Here is a 22142-nt window from a genome sequence, read left to right as displayed (position 1 = left end):
CCCGGCCACCGCCGTCACCGCCCTCGGCCGGACCGGCGGCCACGCCACGTTGGTCGTCGCCGACATCGACTGGGAGTCGTTCGGACCCGCGTTCACCGCGAGCCGCCCCGCCCCGCTCGTCGCCGACCTGGCGCCCGGCTCCCGTCCCGCGGCCAAGGCGTCGCCGCTGGTGGAACGGCTCGCCGCACTGCCCGCCGACGAACGCCACCCGATGCTGCTCGACCTCGTCCGGGAACGCGCCGCCGCCGTCCTCGGCCACACCGGCACCGGTGCCGTCGGCGCCGACCGGGCGTTCCGCGACCTCGGGTTCGACTCCCTCACCGCCGTCGAGTTCCGCAACGCGATCGCCGCCGCCACCGGCCGTACCCTGCCGTCCACGCTCGTCTTCGACTACCCGACCCCCGCCGGTCTCGCCCGGCACCTCCTCGACACGCTCCTCGGCGCCACCGCCGCGACCGCGACGAAGACCGCCACGGCCGCCACCGACGAGCCGATCGCGATCGTCGCCATGGCCGGCCGGTTCCCCGGCGGCGCCACCACGCCGGAAGCGCTGTGGGAGCTGCTCGTCGAGGGCCGCGACGCGATGGGGGAGTTCCCCGCCGACCGCGGCTGGGACCTCGACTCCCTCTTCGACCCCGACCCGGACCGGACCGGCACCTCGTACACCCGCGCCGGTGGGTTCCTGCCCGGCGTCGCCGGCTTCGACGCCGGCTTCTTCGGCATCTCACCGCGTGAGGCCCTGGCGATGGACCCGCAGCAGCGGCTGCTGCTGGAGACCGCGTGGGAGACGTTCGAGCGGGCCGGGATCGACCCCGCCACGCTGCGCGGCAGCGCCACGGGCGTGTTCGTCGGCACCAACGGCCAGGACTACGGCGCCCTGCTCACCCACGCCACCGAGAACGTCGAGGGCTACCAGGGCACCGGCAACGCCGCCAGCGTCGTGTCCGGCCGGCTGTCGTACACGTTCGGGCTCGAAGGACCCGCGGTCACCGTCGACACCGCCTGCTCCGCGTCGCTGGTCGCGCTGCACCTCGCGGTCCAGGCACTGCACCGCGGCGAGTGCGGCATGGCCCTCGCCGGTGGCGTCACCGTCATGTCGACGCCGGGCCTGTTCGTCGAGTTCTCCCGCCAGCGGGGGCTGTCCGTCGACGGCCGCTGCAAGGCGTTCTCCGACGACGCCGACGGCACCGGCTGGGGTGAGGGTGTCGGCCTGCTCCTCGTGGAACGGCTGTCCGACGCCGTCGCCAACGGCCATCCGATCCTCGCCCTCGTCAAGGGCTCGGCGGTGAACCAGGACGGTGCTTCGAACGGGCTCACCGCCCCGAACGGCCCGTCGCAGCAGCGGGTCATCCGGGCCGCGCTCGCCGCCGCGGACCTGCAGCCGTCCGATGTGGACGCGGTCGAGGCGCACGGCACCGGGACGAGTCTCGGTGACCCGATCGAGGCGCAGGCGCTCCTGGCCACCTACGGGCAGGGCCGTGAGACGCCGCTGTGGCTGGGGTCGGTGAAGTCGAACCTCGGCCACACCCAGGCCGCCGCCGGCGTCGCGGGCATCATGAAGATGGTCCTCGCCCTGCAGCACCAGACCCTGCCCCGCACCCTGCACGTCACCGCACCCTCGTCCCACGTGGACTGGACCGAGGGCGCCGTGGAACTCCTCACCGAGGCGCAACCATGGCCTGACACCGACCGCCCACGCCGGGCCGGGGTGTCGTCGTTCGGCGTCTCCGGCACCAACGCCCACGTCATCCTCGAACAGGCACCCGCACCGGTCACGGCCGAGTCGACCCTCACCAGCGAGCCGCCGGCCGTGCCGTGGCTGCTGTCCGCGCGCAGCGCCGCCGGGCTCCGCGACCAGGCGGACCGGCTCCGCGCGTACCTCGGCGGCCGGCAGGACCTGAGCGCCACCGACATCGGGCACAGCCTCGCCACCACCCGCGGCGCCCTGCCGCACCGCGCCGTCGTGACCGGCGCCGACCGGGCCACGCTGCTGCGGCACCTCACCGACCTGGCCGGCGGCACCCCCACCACCGGCGCCGTCACCGGCCACGCCGAGCCGGCGGGGAAGGTCGCGTTCCTGTTCCCCGGGCAGGGCTCCCAGTGGGTGGGCATGGCCACCGGCCTGCTCGACACCGCACCCGTCTTCCGCGAGCACATCGACCGCTGCGAAGCGGCGCTGCGGCCGTTCGTCGACTGGCGGCTCACCGACGTCCTGCGCGGCGAGCCCGGCGCGCCGTCGCTGGACCGCGTCGACGTCGTCCAGCCGGTCCTGTTCGCCGTCATGGTCTCCCTCGCCGAGCTGTGGCGCGCCCACGGCGTCGAACCCGCCGCCGTCGTCGGGCACAGCCAGGGCGAGATCGCCGCCGCCTGCGTCGCCGGGCTCCTCACCCTGCCCGACGCCGCCCGCGTCGTCGCGCTGCGCAGCCAGGCGCTGCTGGAACTGTCCGGGCACGGCGGCATGATGTCGGTGTCCGCGCCCGCCGACGACGTCCAGCGGCGCATCGCCGCCTGGCCGGGGCGGCTGTCGGTCGCCGCGATCAACGGCCCCACCTCGGTCGTCGTCTCCGGCGACGTCGACGCCATCGTCGAGTGCCTCGCCGGGTGCGCCGCCGACGACGTCCGCGCCCGCCGCATCGACGTCGACTACGCGTCGCACTCCGCGCACGTCGAGACGATCCACGAAAAGCTCCTGTCCGTCCTCGGCCCGGTGCGGCCCGCCGAGCCGCGGATCGCGTTCCGCTCGACCGTCGGCGACGCCGGCGACGTCGAGGTCGGCTCGGCGGCGTACTGGTTCACCAACCTGCGCCGCACGGTCGAGTTCGAACCCGCCGTCCGGGCCCTCGCCGGCGAAGGGTTCACGGCGTTCATCGAGGTCAGCCCGCACCCGGTGGTCACCGTCGGCGTCCAGGAGACCCTCGACAGCGCCGGCTCCGACGCCGTCGTCACCGGCACCCTGCGCCGCGACGACGGCGGACCCGTCCGCTTCCTCACCGCCCTCGCCCAGCTGTGGACCGGCGGCGGCACCGTCGACTGGAGCACCGTCTTCGCCGGCAGCGGCGCCCGTACCGTCGCGCTGCCCACCTACGCGTTCCAGCACACCCGCTTCTGGCCCACGCTCAAGCTCGGCGGCGCCCCGGCCGGCACCTTCGACGGCCGGTTCTGGGACGCCGTCGAACACGCCGACCTCGACGGCCTCGCCACCACCCTGCACGTCGAACCGGAGACGCTCGGCCCGCTGCTGCCCGCCCTCACCGCCTGGCACGCCGAGCAGCGCACGGGTGCCGCGGTCGCCGGGTGGCGGTACCGCACGACGTGGAAGGCCCTCACCGACCTGCCCGCCCCGCGGCCGCAGGGGACGTGGATCGCGCTGGTCCCCGCCGTGCACACCGCGCCGGACCTGCTCGACGGGCTCCGCCGGCACGGGCTGGACGTCACGGCCGTGACCGTCGACGCCGCCACCGCCGACCGCGGGGACCTCGCCCTGGCCACGGCGGAGGTGGCCGCGCCGGCCGGGATCCTGTCGCTGCTCGCCCTCGACGAACGCCCCCGGACCGGCCAGCCGCACGTCACCGCCGGGACCGCCGCGACGCTGCTGCTCGCCCAGGTCCTCACCGACCTCGCCGTCGACGCTCCACTGTGGTGCGTCACGTCCGGGGCCGTCTCCACCGGCCCGCACGACCCGCCGCGCGCCGCCGACCAGGCCGCGGTCTGGGGCCTGGGCCGCGTCATCGGCCTGGAGCAGCCGACCCGCTGGGGCGGCCTCATCGACCTCCCGGCCGTCCCGGCGGCGGACGCCGGCACCGACCCGGAGACCGGCGACGCCACACTGCGGCAGGTCGTCGCGGTCCTCACCGGCGGCGGCTCCGAGGACCAGGTCGCGATCAGGTCGGGCGGTGTCTTCGGCCGCCGGCTCGTCACCGCACCGGCCGGCACCGGCACCGGCGACTGGCGGCCCACCGGCACCGTCCTGGTCACCGGCGGCACCGGCGCCCTCGGCGGCCGGGTCGCCCGCTGGCTCGCGGCCCGTGGCGCCGGCCACCTGATCCTCGCCAGCCGCCGAGGCCCCGACGCACCCGGCGCCGCCGACCTCGTCGCCGAGCTCGGCGCCCTCGGTGCCGACGCCACCGTCGTCGGCTGCGACCTCGCCGACCGGGCCGCCGTCGCCGCCATGCTCGCCGAGGCGGAAGCCACCGCCGGACCGGTCCGGGCCGTCGTCCACGCCGCCGGGCTGCCGCAGTCGCAGGCGCTGCCCGACATGGACCTCGACAGCTTCTCCGCCGTCTACGCCGGGAAGGCCGCCGGGGCACGGCACCTCGACGCGCTGCTCGCCGACCGGGACCTCGACGCGTTCGTGCTGTTCTCCTCGATCGCCGCCGCCTGGGGCAGCGGGGGACAGGCCGCGTACGCCGCCGGCAACGCCGTCCTCGACGCCGTCGCCGAGGACCGCCGGGCCCGTGGCGCCGCCGCGACCGCCGTCCAGTGGGGCGCGTGGGCCGGCAGCGGCATGGCCGCCGACGACACCAGCCGCGACGCGCTCCTGCGCCGCGGGATCCGGCCGATGCCACCCGAGACCGCCCTGGCCGCGCTGTCCGGCGCCGTCGCCGGCCGCGACGCCGTCATCACCGTCGCCGACGTCGACTGGACCAGGTTCGCCCCCACGTTCACCGCCGCCCGCCCCAGCCCGCTGCTCGGCGAACTGCCCGGCGTCGCCGAGCTGACCGCCACCGACAGCGGACCCGGCACCGGCGACGGCGCGCTGCGCGACCGGCTCACCCCGATGACCTCCACCGAACGCGACGCCGCCCTCCTCGACCTGGTCAGGGCCGAGGCCGCCGCGGTACTGCGGCTCGGCGCGGCCGGCGACCTCGAGGCGGCCCGCCCGTTCCGCGAGCTCGGCTTCGACTCCCTCACCGCCGTCGAACTGCGCAACCGGCTCGGCGCCGCCACCGGCCTGCGGCTGCCGATGACGCTCGTCTTCGACCACCCGACCGCCCGCGCCGTCGCCCGGCACCTCGCCACCACCCTCTTCGCCGCCGGTGAGACCGCAGCGGTCGTGCCGGCGACCACCGCCCCGACCGACGAGCCGATCGCGATCGTCGCCATGGCCTGCCGGTTCCCCGGCGGGATCAGCGACGCCGAAACCCTGTGGCAGCTCGTCGCCGACGGCACCGACGCCGTCGCCGCCATGCCCGGCGACCGCGGCTGGGACGTCGCCGGCCTGTACGGGCCGCAGCACGAAGGGAACAGCACCACCACCGAGGGCGGGTTCCTCGACACCGCCACCCTCTTCGACGCGGGCCTGTTCAACATCTCGCCCCGCGAGGCCCTCGCCATGGACCCGCAGCAGCGGCTGCTGCTGGAAACCTCGTGGGAGCTGTTCGAACGCGCCGGACTCGACCCGGCGACGCTCAGCGGCAGCGCCACCGGCGTGTTCGTCGGCGCCTCACCGTCCGGGTACGGGTCGAACCTCACCACGATCCCCGACGAACTCGCCGGGCACATGCTCACCGGCAACTCCGGCAGCGTCCTGTCCGGGCGGCTCTCCTACACGTACGGGCTGCAGGGACCCGCGGTCACGATCGACACCGCGTGCTCGTCGTCGCTGGTCGCGCTGCACCTGGCCGTGCAGGCGCTGCGCCGCGGCGAATGCGGCCTCGCCCTCGCCGGCGGCGTCACCGTCATGGCGACCCCCGGGGTCTTCGCCGAGTTCAGCCGGCAGGGCGGCCTCGCCGCGCAGGGCCGCTGCCGGGCGTTCTCCGACGACGCCGACGGCACCGGCTGGGGCGAAGGCGTCGGCCTGCTCCTCGTCGAGCGGCTCGCCGACGCCGTCGCCAACGGCCACCCCGTCCTGGCAGTCGTCAAGGGCTCCGCGGTGAACCAGGACGGCGCCTCCAACGGGCTCACCGCCCCGAACGGCCCCGCCCAGCAGCGGGTCATCCGCGCGGCGCTCGCCGACGCCGGCCTGGCGACGTCCGACGTGGACGCCGTCGAGGCGCACGGCACCGGCACCAGCCTCGGCGACCCGATCGAGGCGCAGGCACTGCTCGCCACCTACGGCCAGGACCGGGCGACCCCGCTGTGGATCGGGTCGCTGAAGTCGAACATCGGCCACACCCAGGCCGCCGCCGGCGTCGCCGGGATCATCAAGACCGTCATGGCGCTGCGGCACGGCGTCCTGCCCCGCACCCTGCACGTCGATGCGCCGTCGACCAGGATCGACTGGTCCGAGGGCGCCGTGGAGGTGCTCACCGAGTCCCGTGACTGGCCGGCGCTGGACCGTCCCCGCCGCGCGGGCGTCTCCGCGTTCGGCGTCTCCGGTACGAACGCCCACGTCATCCTCGAACAGCCGCCCGCCACGGAGGAGGCCGCCGGAGCCTCTCCGACGGTGCTGCCGGTGACGCCGTGGGTGGTGTCCGGGCACACGGCCACGGCCCTCGACGCGCAGCTGGACCGTGCGCGGACGATCACGGACCTCGACCCCGTCGACGTCGGGTTCTCCCTGGCGACCGGCCGGTCCGGCCTCGAGCACCGGGCGGTGCTGCTCGGTGACGTCGTCGTCCGCGGCCGGGTCCGCGACGGCCAGTCGGCGATGCTGTTCACCGGTCAGGGTGCGCAGTGGTCCGGGATGGGACGCGGTCTCCATGCGGCGTTCCCGGTGTTCGCCGCCGCCTATGACGAGGTCTGCACCCACATCGACGGTCTGCGCGACGTGGAAGGCGCGGAACTCGACGAGACGCGGTGGACACAGCCGGCACTGTTCGCGGTCGAGGTCGCGGTGTACCGCCTCCTCGAATCGTGGGGTCTCAAGCCCGACTTCCTCGTGGGCCACTCCATCGGTGAGCTCGCCGCCGCGCACGTCGCCGGGGTCTGGTCCCTGGAAGACGCGTGCAAGGTCGTCCAGGCGCGGGGCCGGCTCATGCAGGCGCTGCCGGCCGGTGGTGCGATGGTCGCGATCCAGGCCACCGAAGAGGCGGTGCGTGCGGCGCTCGTCGACGGTGCCGAGATCGCGGCGGTCAACGGTCCCGACGCGGTGGTCGTGTCCGGCGACGAGACGGCTGTCGAAGCGACCGCCGCCCAGTTCGAGAAGACCAAGCGGCTGCGGGTGTCGCACGCGTTCCACTCGGCGCGGATGGACGGGATGCTCGACGCGTTCCGTCAGGTCCTGCGGAGCGTGACGTTCAACCCGCCGATCATCCCGATCGTCACCACCTCGACGGGTGACGTCACCGATCCGGAGTACTGGGTCGGGCAGGTCCGCGGGACGGTCCGGTTCGCCGACGCCGTCGACACCGCCAAGGCGAAGGGTGTCACCAGGTTCCTGGAGGTCGGCCCCGACGGCATCCTGTCGGCGATGGTCGACGGCATCCCCGCCATGCGCAAGGACCGCGACGAGGCCCTCACCCTGATGACCGCCGTCGCCCGCGCCCACATCGCCGGCTGGTCCCCGGACTGGACCCGGCTCTTCGCCGGCGGCCGCCGCGTCGACCTGCCCACGTACGCGTTCCAGCGGCAGCGGTACTGGCTGGACGGAACGGACCGGGGCAACCGGGGCATCGGCCACCCGCTCCTCGACGACGTCGTCCAGCTCGCCGGCGGCGACGGGCTCGTCGTCACCGGCACGGCGTCCGTCCACCAGCACCCGTGGCTCGCCCAGCACGTCGTCCACGGCGTCGCGTACGTGCCCGGCGCCGTCCTCGTCGACCTCGCCGTCCGGGCCGCCGACGAGGCCGGCTGCGACCGCCTCGACGAGCTCGTCCTCGAGGCGTCCCTGCCGGTGCCCGCGTCCGGGACGGTGGAGCTGCAGGTCGCGGTCGGTGGCCTCGACCGCCTCGGATCACGGCAGGTCAGCGTGTACAGCCGCACCGCCGGTGCACCCTGGACCCGGCACGCGCACGGCAGCGCCTCCACCGGCACCGCCGGCGACCCCGGCCGGCTGGCGCAGTGGCCGCCGGCGGGCGCCGAGCCGGTCGCCGCCGACAGCCTGTACGAGCGGTGGGCCGACGCCGGCTTCGCCTACGGTCCCGCGTTCCAGGGGCTCCGCGGCGCCTGGCGGTCCGGCGACAGCCTGTACGCCGAGGTCGACGTCGACCCGCAGCCCGGCGACGACGGCTTCTGGCTGCGGCCCGCGCTGCTCGACGCGGCCCTGCACCCGCTCGCGCTCGGTGTGCTGCCCGGGCTCGACGGCGACCTGCTGCCGTTCTCGTGGAACGGGTTCACGCTGCACGCCACCGGCGCCCGCCGGCTGCGGGTGCGGCTCACCCCGACCGGCCGCCCCGGCGCCGTCGCCATCCTCGCCGCCGACCCGACCGGCGCCCCCGTCGCGTCGGTCGACGCCCTCGTGATGCGCCCGACCGGCCACACCACCAGCACCACCGGCGCGCAGACCGTCGAGCCGGCGGTGGTCGTACCGACGCGAACGACACAGCCAGGGGCAACCGCGTCCCGCAAGAGGTCGGCCGCGGCCGTGGCCCCCACGGGGAACGCCCTCACCGGACGGCTCGCCGGGCTCGCCGACGCCGACCAGGTCGCGCTCCTCACCGACCTGGTCCGGGAAAGCACCGCCACGGTGCTCGGGCACGCCGACGTGAGCACCGTCGAGGCGGACCAGCCGTTCAAGAACCTCGGCGTCAACTCGCTCACCGCCGTCGAGCTGCGCAACGCGCTCACCGAGGCGACCGGTGTCCGGCTGCCGGCCACGCTCGTCTTCGACCAGCCGACCCCGGCCGCCGTCGCGGCGCACCTGCGGCAGGAACTGCTCGACCTGCCGGACACCGTCGACGAGCCGGAGACCGTCCCCGCGACCGTCGACGAGCCGATCGCGATCGTCGGCATGGCCTGCCGCTTCCCGGGCGACGTCAACAGCGCCGACGACCTGTGGAACCTCGTCATGAGCGGCGGCGACGCGATCACCCCGTTCCCGACGAACCGCGGCTGGGACGTCGAGGCGCTCTACAACCCCGACCCCGACGCGCCCGGCACCTGCTACGCGCAGGGCGGCGGCTTCCTGCACGACGCCGGCGACTTCGACCCCGCGTTCTTCGGCATCTCGCCCCGCGAGGCCCTCGCCATGGACCCGCAGCACCGGCTGCTGCTGGAGACCTCGTGGGAGGCCGTCGAACACGCCGGGCTCGACCCGGTCTCGTTGCGCGGCAGCCAGACGGGCGTGTTCGCCGGCGTCACGTACCAGGACTACGTCGGCCTGCTGATGCTCGCGAAGGAGTCCGCGGAGGGCCTGATCGGCAGCGGCAACTCGTTCAGCGTGCTGTCCGGCCGGATCGCCTACACGTTCGGGCTCGAAGGACCCGCCGTGTCGGTGGACACCGCGTGCTCGTCGTCGCTCGTCGCGCTGCACTGGGCGATCCAGTCGCTGCGCGCCGGGGACTGCACCCTCGCCCTCGCCGGCGGTGTCACCGTCATGTCGACGCCCGTGTCGCTCATCGACTACAGCCGGCAGCGGGCCCTCGCCCCCGACGGCCGGTGCAAGCCGTTCTCCGCCGCCGCCGACGGCGCCAGCTGGTCCGAGGGCGCCGGCATGGTCCTCCTGGAGCGGCTGTCCGACGCGCGGCGCAACGGGCACACCGTCCTCGCCGTCATCCGTGGCAGCGCCGTCAACCAGGACGGCGCCTCCAACGGCCTCACGGCCCCGAACGGTCCCGCCCAGCAGCGGGTCATCCGGCGGGCCCTCGCCAACGCCCGCCTCACCTCCGCCGACGTCGACGCCGTCGAGGCGCACGGCACCGGCACCCCGCTCGGCGACCCGATCGAGGCCCAGGCGCTCCTCGCGACCTACGGCCAGGACCGCGAGTCGCCGCTGTGGCTCGGGTCGCTGAAGTCGAACATCGGCCACCCGCAGGCGGCGGCCGGTGTCGGCGGCGTCATCAAGATGGTCCAGGCGCTGCGGCACGGCGCCCTGCCGCGGACCCTGCACGTCACCGAGCCGTCCCCGCACGTCGACTGGACGGCGGGCGCCGTCGAGCTGCTCACCGAGACCCGGCCGTGGCCCGAGGTCGACCGGCCGCGCCGCGCGGGCGTGTCGTCGTTCGGGATGAGCGGCACCAACGCGCACGTCATCCTGGAGGAGGCACCGCACGCCGAGACCCCGGCCGCGCCGGCGCCGCTGCCGGTCGTACCGTGGCCGGTGTCCGCCCGCACCGCCGAAGCCCTGGACGCGCAGGTGGACCAGGTCCGCGGCACCGCGGCCGATCCCATGGACGTCGGCTACTCCCTCGCGACGGGACGGTCCACGTTCGAGCACCGGGCCGTGCTGCTCGGCGACACCGTGGTCCGCGGCAAGGCGACCAAGGGCCAGTCCGCGATGCTGTTCACCGGCCAGGGCGCCCAGCGTCCCGGAATGGGACGCGGCCTGTACGCCGCCTTCCCGGCCTACGCCAAGGCGTACGACGAGGTGTGCGCGCACATCGAGGGCCTGCGCGAGGTGGACGGCGCCGAACTCGACGAGACGCGGTGGACGCAGCCGGCGCTGTTCGCGGTCGAGGTGGCCACCTACCGGCTCCTGGAGTCGTGGGGCCTCAAGCCCGACCACCTGCTCGGCCACTCCATCGGCGAGCTGGCCGCGGCGCACGTGGCCGGGGTGTGGTCCCTCGAGGACGCGTGCAAGGTGGTGACGGCCCGCGGCCGGTTGATGCAGGCGTTGCCGCGCGGCGGGGCGATGGTCGCGATCCAGGCGTCCGAAGCGGACGTCGCGGCGGCACTGGTCGACGGCGCCGAGATCGCGGCGGTCAACGGCCCGGACGCGGTCGTGATCTCGGGCGACGAGACCGCCGTCGAGCGGGTCGCGGCAGGGTTCGAGAAGACCAAGCGGCTGCGGGTCAGCCACGCGTTCCACTCCGCGCGGATGGACGGGATGCTCGACGCCTTCCGTGAGGTCCTGTCGACGGTGACGTTCAACCCGCCGGCGATCCCGATCGCGGTGACGTCGACCGGTGACGTCACCGACCCGGAGTACTGGGTCCAGCAGGTCCGCGGCACGGTCCGGTTCGCCGGCGCCGTGGCGTCACTGCCGGCAGTCACGAGGTTCCTGGAGGTCGGCCCCGACGGCGTGCTGTCCGCCCTGGTCGACGGCATCCCCGCGATGCGCAAGGGCCGCGACGAGGCCACCACGCTGCTCACCGCCGTGGCGCAGGCGCACGTCACCGGCTGGTCACCCGACTGGACCAAGCTCCTGCACGGCGGCCGCAAGACGGCCGTGCCCACCTACGCGTTCCAGCACAAGCAGTACTGGCCGACCATCGAACTGCCCAAGGCCGGCACCGCGACCGGGCACGCCGACGACGCGTTCTGGGCCGCCGTCGACGCCGGCGACCTCAGCGACCTGCTCGGCGTCGACGCGGGCCCGCTCGTCCCGGCCCTCGCCGCGTGGCGGCGCCGCAAGGACGAACACTCCACCGTGGACACCTGGCGCTACCAGATCCGCTGGCGGCCCGCCGCCCTCGACCAGACCGCCGCCCTCGACGGCAGCTGGCTGGTCCTGCACAACGGCGCCGAGGCCCTCGCCGGCCGGATCGCCGCAGGCCTCACCGCCGCCGGCGCCACCGCACACCCGGTCACCGAGATCCCCGCCGGCACGTACGCCGGCATCGTCGCGCTGCAGGGCGACGACCTCCAGTGGACGACGGAGCTGCTCCGCACGAGCGGCGACGCGAAGCTGTGGGTGCTCACCAGCGGCGCCGTGTCCATCGGCGCGTCCGACCCGCTGCGCGACCCGGTGCACACCGGCGTCTGGGGGCTCGGCCGCGCCGCCGCCCTCGAATACCCGCAACGCTGGGGCGGCCTCATCGACCTGCCCGAGACCGTCGACGACCGCACCGTCCAGCGCCTCGCCGCCGTCCTGGCCGGGGCGGGCGACGAGGACCAGGTCGCCGTCCGCGGCTCCGGCGTCTTCGCCCGCCGGCTCACGCACGCCCCGGCAGCTCAGCGGCCCGCCGGAGCACCCGCCTGGAAGGCGCGCGGCACCGCGCTCGTCACCGGCGGCACCGGCGCGCTCGGCTCGCACATCGCCCGCTGGCTCGCCGAGAGCGGCGCCGACCACCTCGTGCTCACCAGCCGCCGCGGCGACGCCACCCCCGGCGCCGCCGAGCTGCGCGCCGAACTCGAAGCCCTCGGCGCCCGCGTCACCATCCCCGCCTGCGACGTCTCCGACCGCGCCGCCGTCGCCGCGCTCCTGGAGACGCTGCCTGACCTGCGGGTCGTCGTGCACGCCGCGGGTGTGCCGCAGTCGCAGGTCCTGGACGGCATGACCAGGGCCGACTTCGACACCATCCACGCGCCGAAGGCCGGCGGCGCCGCCCACCTCGACGAGCTGACCGACGGCCGCGACCTCGACGCGTTCGTGCTGTTCTCGTCGATCTCCGCGACCTGGGGCAGCGGCGGCCAGGCCGCCTACGCCGCCGCCAACGCCGTCCTGGACGGCATCGCCCAGCACCGCCGGGCCCGCGGCCGCGCCGCCACCGCGATCGCGTGGGGGCCGTGGGGCGGCGGCGGCATGGTCACCGCCGAGGAGGGCACGGAGGAGTTCCTGCGCCGCCGCGGCCTGCACGTCCTCGACCCGCAGCTGGCCGTCAGCGCCCTGCAGGGGGCGCTGGACGCCGACGAGACCACGCTCACCGTCGCCGACGTCGACTGGGCCCGCTTCGCCCCCGGGTTCACCGGCTCCCGGCCCAGCCCGCTGCTCGGCGACCTGCCCGAGGTCGCGGCGCTGGACAGCGCCGACGCGCCCGTGGACGGCACCTTCCGCGACGAGCTCGCCGCGATGAGCCCCGCCGACCGGCACGCCACGCTCCTCGGCATCGTCCGCGCGGAGGCGGCCGCCGCGCTCGGGCACAGCGGTGCCGACGCCGTCGACGCCGAGCAGGCGTTCCGCGACCTCGGCTTCGACTCGCTCACCGCCGTCGAGCTGCGCAACCGGCTCAACGCCGCCACCGGCCTCAAACTGCCGGCGACCCTGCTCTTCGACCACCCGACCGCGACCGCGCTCGCCGCGCACCTGGCGACCGAGCTCGGCGGCACCACGGTCGCGGCGAAGCAGGAAGTCACGGCGTACACCGACGAACCCATCGCGATCGTGAGCATGAGCTGCCGCTTCCCCGGTGGTGTCAGCACCCCCGAAGCGCTGTGGGACCTCGTCGTCAGCGGCGGCGACGCCGTCGGCGCGTTCCCCGCCGACCGCGGCTGGGACCTCGACGGGATCTACGACCCGGACCCCGACCACGCCGGCACCTCCTACGTCCGCGAAGGCGGCTTCCTGGACGGCGTCGCCGACTTCGACCCGCAGTTCTTCGGCATCTCCCCCCGCGAGGCGCTCACCATGGACCCCCAGCAGCGGCTGCTGCTCGAGGTCGCGTGGGAGGCGTTCGAACGCGCCGGCATCGACCCGCTGTCCGTCCGCGGCGAACGCGTCGGCGTGTTCGCCGGCACCAACGGCCAGGACTACATCGCGACCCTCGCCGCCGCGTCCGCGTTCGACGAAGGCTACGTCGGCACCGGCAACACCGCCGCCGTCATGTCCGGCCGGATCTCCTACACGCTCGGCCTCGAAGGCCCCGCCGTCACCGTCGACACCGCCTGCTCCTCGTCGCTCGTCGCGATGCACTGGGCCGCGCAGGCGCTGCGCAACGGCGAATGCGAACTCGCCCTCGCCGGCGGCGTCACCGTCATGACCACCCCCGGGTCGTTCATCGCGTTCAGCCGCCAGCGCGGGCTCGCCACCGACGGGCGGTGCAAGGCGTTCTCCGCCGACGCCGACGGCACCAACTGGGGCGAGGGCGCCGGCATGGTCCTGCTCGAACGGCTCTCCGACGCGCAGCGCAACGGCCACACCGTCCTCGCCGTCATCCGCGCCGCCGGGATCAACCAGGACGGCGCCTCCAACGGGCTCACCGCCCCGAACGGTCCCGCCCAGCAGCGGCTCATCCGGCAGGTCCTCGCCACCGCCGGGCTGCGCCCCGCCGACGTCGACCTGCTCGAGGCGCACGGCACCGGCACCAGCCTCGGCGACCCGATCGAGGCGCAGGCGCTGCTCGCGACCTACGGCCAGGACCGGCCCGCCGACCGTCCACTGTGGCTCGGCAGCGTCAAGTCCAACATCGGCCACACGCAGGCCGCCGCCGGCGTCGCCGGGGTCATCAAGGCCGTCCAGGCGCTGCGGCACCGGACCCTGCCGCCGACCCTGCACGCCGCGACGCCGTCCAGCCACGTCGACTGGACCGCCGGCGCCGTCCGCCTGGTCACCGAGACCGCCGACTGGCAGCCCGCCGCCGGTCCCCGCCGCGCCGGGGTGTCCGCGTTCGGGATCAGCGGCACCAACGGCCACCTCATCCTCGAAGAGGCCCCACAGGTCGCGGCCGCGGCAGGTGTACCGGCACCGCCCGCCGGCCCGGTCGCGCTGCTGCTGTCGGCGCGTGGCGAGGACGCCCTCACCGGACAGGCGGGGCAGCTCGCCGACCACCTCGACCGGCACCCGCACCTGCGCCCGGCCGACGTCGCCGCCACCCTCGCCACCGGCAGGGCGCTGCTCACCGACCGCGCCGCCGTCGTCGGTACCGACGCCGAAACCCTCATCGCCGCACTGCGGGCCCTCGCCGCCGGGACGGGACACCCGGCCGTCGTGCGGGCCGCCACCGCGCGTCCCGGCCGCACCGCGATCCTCTTCACCGGCCAGGGCGCCCAGCGCAACGGGATGGGCGCTGACCTCTACGCCACCTACCCGGTGTTCGCCGCCGCGTTCGACGACGCCTGCTCCCGCTTCGACCTGGCCCTGGACCGGCCGCTGCGGGACCTCGCGTTCACCGGCGGTGACGCCCTCGACCGCACCGGCTACACGCAACCGGCGCTGTTCGCGTTCGAACTGGCCATGTACCGCCTCGCGGAATCCGCCGGGCTGACCGCCGACGCGCTCATCGGCCACTCCATCGGCGAGATCGTCGCCGCGCACGTCGCCGGGGTGTTCGACCTCGACGACGCCTGCCGCCTCGTCGCCGCCCGCGCTGGGCTCATGCAGGCCCTGCCCACCGGCGGCGCCATGGTGGCGCTGCAGGCCACCGAGGACGAGGTGCTGCCGCTGCTCGACGACACCATCGGGATCGCCGCCGTCAACGGCCCGCGCGCCGTCGTCGTCTCCGGCGACGAGACCGCCGCCGAACGCATCGCCGCCCACTTCACCGGCGCCGGCCGGCGCACCCGGCGGCTGCGGGTGTCGCACGCGTTCCACTCGCCCCGGATGGACGGCATGCTCGCCGAGTTCGCCCGGGTCGCCGCCACGGTCACCTACAGCGCGCCGCGGCTGCCGGTGATCAGCAACCTCACCGGCACGTTCGCCGCCGCCGGAGACCTGACCGAACCCGGGTACTGGGTCCGGCACGTCCGCGACGCGGTCCGCTTCGCCGCCGGGATCGCCGCCCTGCACGCCGCCGGGTACACCCGCTTCGTCGAGGTCGGCCCCGACGCGGTCCTGACCGCCATGGCCCAGGACGGCCTGCCGCAGGACGCCACCTGCGTGGCGCTGTCCCGCCGGGACAAGCCGGAGACCGAGGCGTTCCTGCACGGCGCCGCACAGCTCGCCACCGCCGGCGTCACCCTCGACAGGGCGGCCGCGTTCACGGTCCCGGGTGCGGTGCCCGCCGCCCTGCCCACGTACGCGTTCCAGCGCACCCGCTTCTGGCCGCGCCCCGGCACCGGCGTCTCCGCCGGGCTCGCCGGCGCCGGCCTGGCGACCGCCGACCACCCGCTGCTCGGCGCCGCCGTCACCCTCGCCGACACCGGCACCGTCGTGCTCACCGGCCGGCTGTCGACCCGCACCCACCCGTGGCTCGCCGACCACGCCCTGCCCGGCGCGGTCATCGTCCCCGGCACCGCGCTGCTCGAACTCGCGCTGCGCGCCGGCGACGAGGTCGGCTGCCCGGTCGTCGACGAGCTCACCCTCGCCGCGCCGCTGACCCTGCCCGACCGTGGCGCGGTGGAGCTGCAGGTCAGGGTCGACCCGGCAGAAGGCGACGCGGACGCCCGGCCCGTCACGATCCACGCCCGGCCCGCCGACGGCGGCCACCCGTGGACCCTGCACGCCACCGGTGTGCTCACCACCGGTCAGCCGGACGCCGCCACGACGGCGGCGCAATGGCCACCGGCCGGTGCGGAGCCGGTCGACCTGGACGGGTTCTACGCCGGGCTCGCCGTCGCCGGGTTCCGCTACGGCCCGGTCTTCCAGGGCCTCGAAGCGGTGTGGAAGGCCGGCGACGACGTCTACGCCGAGGTCGCGCTGCCCGGCGGCGCCGCCGAGGACGCCGACCGGTTCACCGTCCACCCGGCGCTGCTCGACGCGGCGCTGCACGCCGTCGCGTTCACCGGCCTCGGCCGCACCGACCGCGGGCGGCTCCCGTTCGCGTGGACCGGCGTCACCGTCCACGCCGCCGGCGCGACCCGGCTGCGGGTGCGGCTGCAGACCCTCGGCGCCGACGCGGTGTCGGTGACCGTCGCCGACCCGGCCGGCGCCCCCGTCGCGACCGTGGCCTCCCTGACCCTGCGGGAACTGGCCGCGACCGCGCCCGCGCACTCCAACGTGGACGGTCTGCTCCGCCTGGACTGGCAGCCGCTGCGGCTGGCAGCCGCCGAACCCCAGGCGCTGCGCTGGGCCGTCGTCGGCGAGGACCGCCTGGGCTTCGGCGCCGCGGCGGACGCCTCGGGCGTGCACCTGGAGTCCTACGCCGACCTCGCCTCCCTCGCGGCCGCCGCCGACAACGGCGCCCGCATCCCCGCGACCGTCTTCCACGTCAGCGCCGGCACCCCCGACACCGTCGCCGCCGCCCACGCGCTGACCGCGCGGGCGCTCGCGGACGTCCAGGAATGGCTGGAGAACCCGGCGTTCGGGGCGTCGCGGCTGGTGTTCCTCACCCGCGACGCCGTCGGCGACGACGTCCGCGACCCCGCCGCCGCGGCCGTGCACGGCCTGGTCCGGTCCGCGCAGTCGGAGAACCCCGGCCACTTCGTCCTCGCCGACCTCGACACCTCCGCCGACTCCATGGCGGCGCTGCCCGCCGCCCTCGACAGCGGCGAACCCGCGCTGCTCCTGCAGGGCGGCACGGCGAGGATCCCGCGCCTCGCCACCGTCAACGGCACCGAGGAGCTCACCCCGCCGGACGGCCCGTGGCGGCTCACCCCAGGCGAGGACGGCACCCTCGAAGGCCTCACCGTCGAGCCCGCCGTCGAGGCCGCCGGGGAGCTGCGCGCCGGCCAGGTCCGCATCGCCGTGCGGGCCGGCGGCGTCAACTTCCGCGACGTGCTCAACGCCCTCGGCATGTACCCGGGCGAGGCCGGCTCCCTCGGTCAGGAAGGCGCCGGCGTGGTCACCGAGGTCGGGCCCGGCGTCACCGGGTTCGCCGTCGGGGACCGGGTCATGGGCATGTTCCCCGGCGCGTTCGGGCCCGTCGCGGTCGCCGACCACCGCATGATCGTCGGCGTCCCGGCCGGCTGGTCCTACGCGCAGGCGGCGTCGGTGCCGCTGGTGTTCCTCACCGCGTACTACGCCCTCGTCGACCTCGGCGGCCTGCGCCCGGGGGAGCGGGTCCTCGTGCACGCCGCCGCGGGCGGGGTCGGCATGGCCGCCGTCCAGCTCGCCCGGCACCTCGGCGCCGACGTCCTCGCCACCGCGAGCACCGGCAAGTGGCCGGTCGTGCGCGGGCTCGGCGTCGACGGCACCCACCTCGCCTCGTCGCGGACCCTGGCCTTCGAGCCGCAGTTCCTGGAGCTGACCGGCGGCGCCGGCGCCGACGTCGTTCTCAACGCGCTCGCCCGCGAGTTCGTCGACGCGTCGCTGCGGCTGCTGCCGCGCGGCGGCCGGTTCCTGGAGATGGGCAAGACCGACGTCCGCGACGCCGACGCGGTCGCCGCCGCCCACCCGGGCGTGCACTACCGCGCCTTCGACCTCATCGAGGCCGGCCCCGACCGGATCGGCGTGCTGCTCCGCGACCTCGTCGCCATGTTCGAGCAGGGGGTCCTCACGCCGCTGCCGGTCACCGCCTGGGACGTCCGCCGGGCCAGGGACGCGTTCCGGTACATCAGCCAGACCCGGCACATCGGGAAGGTCGTCCTCACCTTCCCGGCCCCGCTGCGCGGCGAGCACACCGCGCTCGTCACCGGCGGGACCGGCGGGCTCGGCGCGCAGGTCGCCCGGCACCTGGCGAGCAGCGGGATCCGGCACCTGCTGCTGGCCAGCCGCAGCGGCGAACAGGCCGCCGGCGCCGCCGAGCTGCGCGCCGAACTCGGCGCGCTCGGCGCCGACGTGACCATCGCCGCCTGCGACGTCGCCGACCGGGACGCGGTCGCCGCGCTCATCGCGTCGGTGCCCGCCGACCGGCCGCTGACCGCGGTCGTGCACACCGCCGGCATCCTCGACGACGCCACCGTCGGCGGTCTCGACGCGGCCCGCCTGGCCGCGGTGCTGCGGCCGAAGGTCGACGCCGTCACGCACCTCGACGAGCTGACCGCCGGGCACGACCTGGCCGTGTTCGCGGTGTACTCGTCGGTGTCCGGGCTCATCGGCGGCGCCGGGCAGGGCAACTACGCCGCCGCGAACGCCTACCTCGACGCGTGGGCGCAGCGCCGGGCCGGCCGGGGCCTGCCCGCGACCGCGCTCGCCTGGGGTCCCTGGATCACCGCGAGCGGCATGACCAGCGACCTGACGGACGCCGACGTGCGCCGCATGTCCCGCGGGGGTCTGCTGCCCCTCGACCCGGCCCGCGGCCTCGCCCTGTTCGACGCCGCCGTGCGCCGCGCCGAACCGCTCGCCGTGCCGATGCTGCTGGACCTGCAGGCGCTGAAGGGCGACGCCGTCGCGCCGCTGCTGCGCGGGCTCGTGCGGGGACCGGCGCGCAAGGCGGCCGGGCGGGGGACCACGGCCGGGGTGTCGCTGACCGAGCGGCTCGCCGCCGAGACCGCGGAAGGCCGCGAGACCCTGGTCCTCGACTTCGTCCGCGCCCAGGTCGCCGCGGTGCTCGGGTTCACCACCCCCGACGCCGTCCCACCGGGGCAGAGCCTGCTGGAGGCGGGCTTCGACTCGCTCACCGCCGTCGAGCTGCGCAACCGGATCGGCGCCGCCACCGCGCTGCGGCTGCCCCCGACGCTCGTCTTCGACCACCCGACCCCGGCCGCGCTCACCACGCACCTGCTGCAGCAGCTCGGCAGCGTGGTGGTGCGCAAGGCGGAGCCGGTCCAGGAGAGCCGGGAGGACGGCATCGGGGCGATGTTCCGCGACGCCTGCCGCAACGGCCAGGTCGACCAGGGCTACGCGCTGCTGCGCGCCGCCGCCGCGCTGCGCCCCACGTTCAAGGCCCGCGCCGACTTCGGTCGCGAGCTCCAGCCGGTGAAGCTCACCTCCGGGCCCGCCGACCGGCCGGTGCTGATCTGCTTCAGCTCGTTCGTCGCGCTCGCCGGCGTCCACCAGTACGCGCGGCTCGCCGCCAGCTTCCGCGACACCCACGACGTGTGGGCGCTGTCGGTGCCCGGCTTCCTCACCGACGAGCGCCTGCCCGCCACCTGGGAGACCGTCACCGACATGCAGGCCGAGCTGGTCCGCGAATGCGTCGGCGACCGGCCCGCGGTCCTGCTCGGCTCCTCCGGCGGCGGGCTGCTCGCGCACGCCGCCGCGACCCGCCTGCACGACCTCGGCGCCCCCGCCGCCGGCGTGGTCCTGCTCGACACGTACCCGGCGACCGAGGACTCGCCCCTGGCCAAGTTCCAGGCCGAGCTCATCGACGGCATGTTCGACCGGCAGGGCCTGTTCACCACCCTCGACTCGGCCCGGCTGACCGCGATGAGCTGGTACTTCGACCTGTTCGGCGGCTGGCGGCCCGCGCCGCTGGCCACGCCCACGCTGCTGCTGCGCTCCTCGGAGCCGATCGTCGCCAACGGCCCCGACGGGCCCTACGCCCGGCACGAGTGGCAGACCTCGTGGCAGGACGCGGACACGACGATCGACGTGCCCGGCAACCACTTCACGATGATGGAGCACCACGCCGGCTCGACCGCCCAGGCGGTGCGGCAGTGGGTCGACGACTTGAGAGGTTCACGATGAGCATCACCACGACCACCAGCGACCTGTGGGTGCGCCGGTACCACCCGCGCCCCGACGCGGCCGTGCGGCTGGTGTGCTTCCCGCACGCCGGCAGCTCCGCGCCCTACTACGTGCCCGTCTCCGCGAACGCGGGACCCGGCGTGGACGTGCTGTCGCTGCAGTACCCGGGCCGGCAGGAACGCCGCAACGAGCCGCTCATCGACGACATCGGGGAGCTCGCCGCGCAGTCGACCGAGGCGATCCTGCCGTGGCTGGACCGGCCGTTCGCGCTGTTCGGGCACAGCATGGGCGCCACCGTCGCGTTCGAGGTCGCCCGCCGGCTCACCGCCCAGGGCCGCGAGCCGATGCACCTGTTCGCGTCCGGGCGCCGTGCCCCGTCCCGGCTGCGCGACGAGCAGGTCCACCGCCGCGACGACGCCGGCATCATCGCCGAGATGAAGTCCCTCAGCGGCACCGACACCCGGGTCTTCGACGAGGAGGACCTGCTGCAGGCGGTCCTGCCGATCGTCCGCAACGACTACAAGGCCGCCGAGACCTACGTGTACACCGCCGGCGAGCCGCTGCACTGCCCGATCACCGCCTTCACCGGGCACGACGACCCGAAGGTCAGCGTCGAGGAGGCCGACGCCTGGCGCGAGCACACGACCGGGCCGACGGTGCTGCACGTCTACGACGGCGGCCACTTCTTCCTCACCACGCACGCCGCCGCCGTCATCGCGGTCGTCACCGGGACCCTGGCCGGCGCGGCCACCGCCGCCTGAGATCCCGTCCGCGATTTCGTTAGGAGCCGAACCGATGCGGGTGCTGTTCGTCACGCTGCCGGAGAAGTCCCACCTGTTCTGCATGACGCCGATGGCGTGGGCCATGCGCGCCGCCGGTCACGAGGTCCGCGTCGCCAGCTCGCCGGCGTTCACCGACGTCATCGCCCGCACCGGCATGACCGCCGTCGGCGTCGGCGACGACAGCAACATCAGCTCCGCGATGGCGCAGCACCGCGAGTCGCAGGAGGTCGAGTCCGTCGACTGGAGCGAGCTCGACCCGGCGAAGCTGACCTGGGAGCGCGAGCTCGAACGGGCCCAGATGGGCGCCTGGGGCTTCGCCTACTACAACGAGCCGATGATCGGCGACCTCGTCGCGTTCGCCCGGCACTGGCAGCCCGACCTCGTCGTGTGGGATCCGCTCACGTACGCCGGTGCCCTCGCCGCCACCGCCGTCGGCGCCGCGCACGTCCGGTCGATGTGCTTCGCCGACGTGTGGGCGATGAAACGGCAGCTGTTCACCAAGCTCCGCGACGAGCGGCCCGAGGACCGGCGCGAGGACCCGATGGCCGACTGGCTCGGCGCACACGCCGACAAGCTCGGCGCCGCGTTCAGCGAGGAGCTCATCACCGGCCAGGCGACCCTCGACCCGCTGCCGGACCGGCTGTCGGTGCCGTCGGACGTGCGACGGATCCCGGTGCGGTTCGTGCCTTACAACGGCCCGGCCGTCGTGCCGGACTGGCTCACCGAGCCGCCCGCGCGGCCCCGCGTGTGCCTGAGCCTCGGCGCCGCCAACACCGAGCGGTACGGCGGCGACTACGTGTCGAAGGCCGCGATCCTCGACGCGCTGAGCGACCTCGACGTCGAGGTCGTCGCCGCGCTCCTGCCGGTCCAGGTGCAGGAGATCGACAAGATCCCGGACAACGCCCGGGTCGTGCAGTCGGTGCCGCTGCACGCGCTGCTGCCCAGCTGCGCCGCCCTCATCCACCACGGCGGCTTCGGCAGCTACGGCACCGCGCTCGTGCACGGCGTGCCGCAGCTGTTCGTCTCCACGCCCGTCGCCGACCAGACCCTGCGCGGCAGCGGGCTGCGGGACGCCGGCGCCGGCCTGTACCTGCCGCACGACCAGGCCGGACCGCAGGAGATCCGCGACGCGGTCAGCCGGCTGGTGGCCGAGCCCGGGTTCGCCCGTAACGCCGCGACGCTGCGGGACGAGGCGCTGCGGCGGCCGGCTCCGTCCGAGGTCGTCGCGGAGCTCGAACGCCTCACCGCCGCCCGCTGAGCCCGCCGTCCCCGTCCCCATC

Annotated in this window: 3 protein-coding genes; all 3 read left to right on the top strand. The window is 75.4% G+C overall.

Features of this window, described 5'->3' with window-relative positions:
- The first annotated feature begins 49 nt into the window (after positions 1–49).
- The 3 genes from ACZ6TV_RS31060 to ACZ6TV_RS31050 are packed head-to-tail and all read left to right on the top strand — an operon-like array spanning position 50 to position 22120.
- Positions 50–20080 (top strand): type I polyketide synthase, encoded by a 20031-nt coding sequence (locus tag ACZ6TV_RS31060; protein ID WP_465300842.1) that lies wholly within the window; start codon positions 50–52, stop codon positions 20078–20080.
- The gene (locus ACZ6TV_RS31055) at positions 20077–20841 is read left to right on the top strand and encodes a thioesterase II family protein (protein ID WP_465300841.1); all 765 of its coding nucleotides are present in this window, start codon (positions 20077–20079) and stop codon (positions 20839–20841) included. Before ACZ6TV_RS31060 ends, ACZ6TV_RS31055 begins: the two co-directional genes overlap by 4 nt.
- 34 nt (positions 20842–20875) lie before the next feature.
- A complete protein-coding gene (locus ACZ6TV_RS31050; protein ID WP_465300840.1) occupies positions 20876–22120 on the top strand; it encodes an activator-dependent family glycosyltransferase in 1245 nt (414 codons plus the stop codon).
- Positions 22121–22142: the final 22 nt, after the last annotated feature.

The sequence above is a fragment of the Dactylosporangium sp. NPDC051087 genome, from assembly GCF_055586325.1.
Note: the sequence above shows the minus strand (reverse complement) of the source record. Positions and strands in the feature narration are given on the sequence as shown.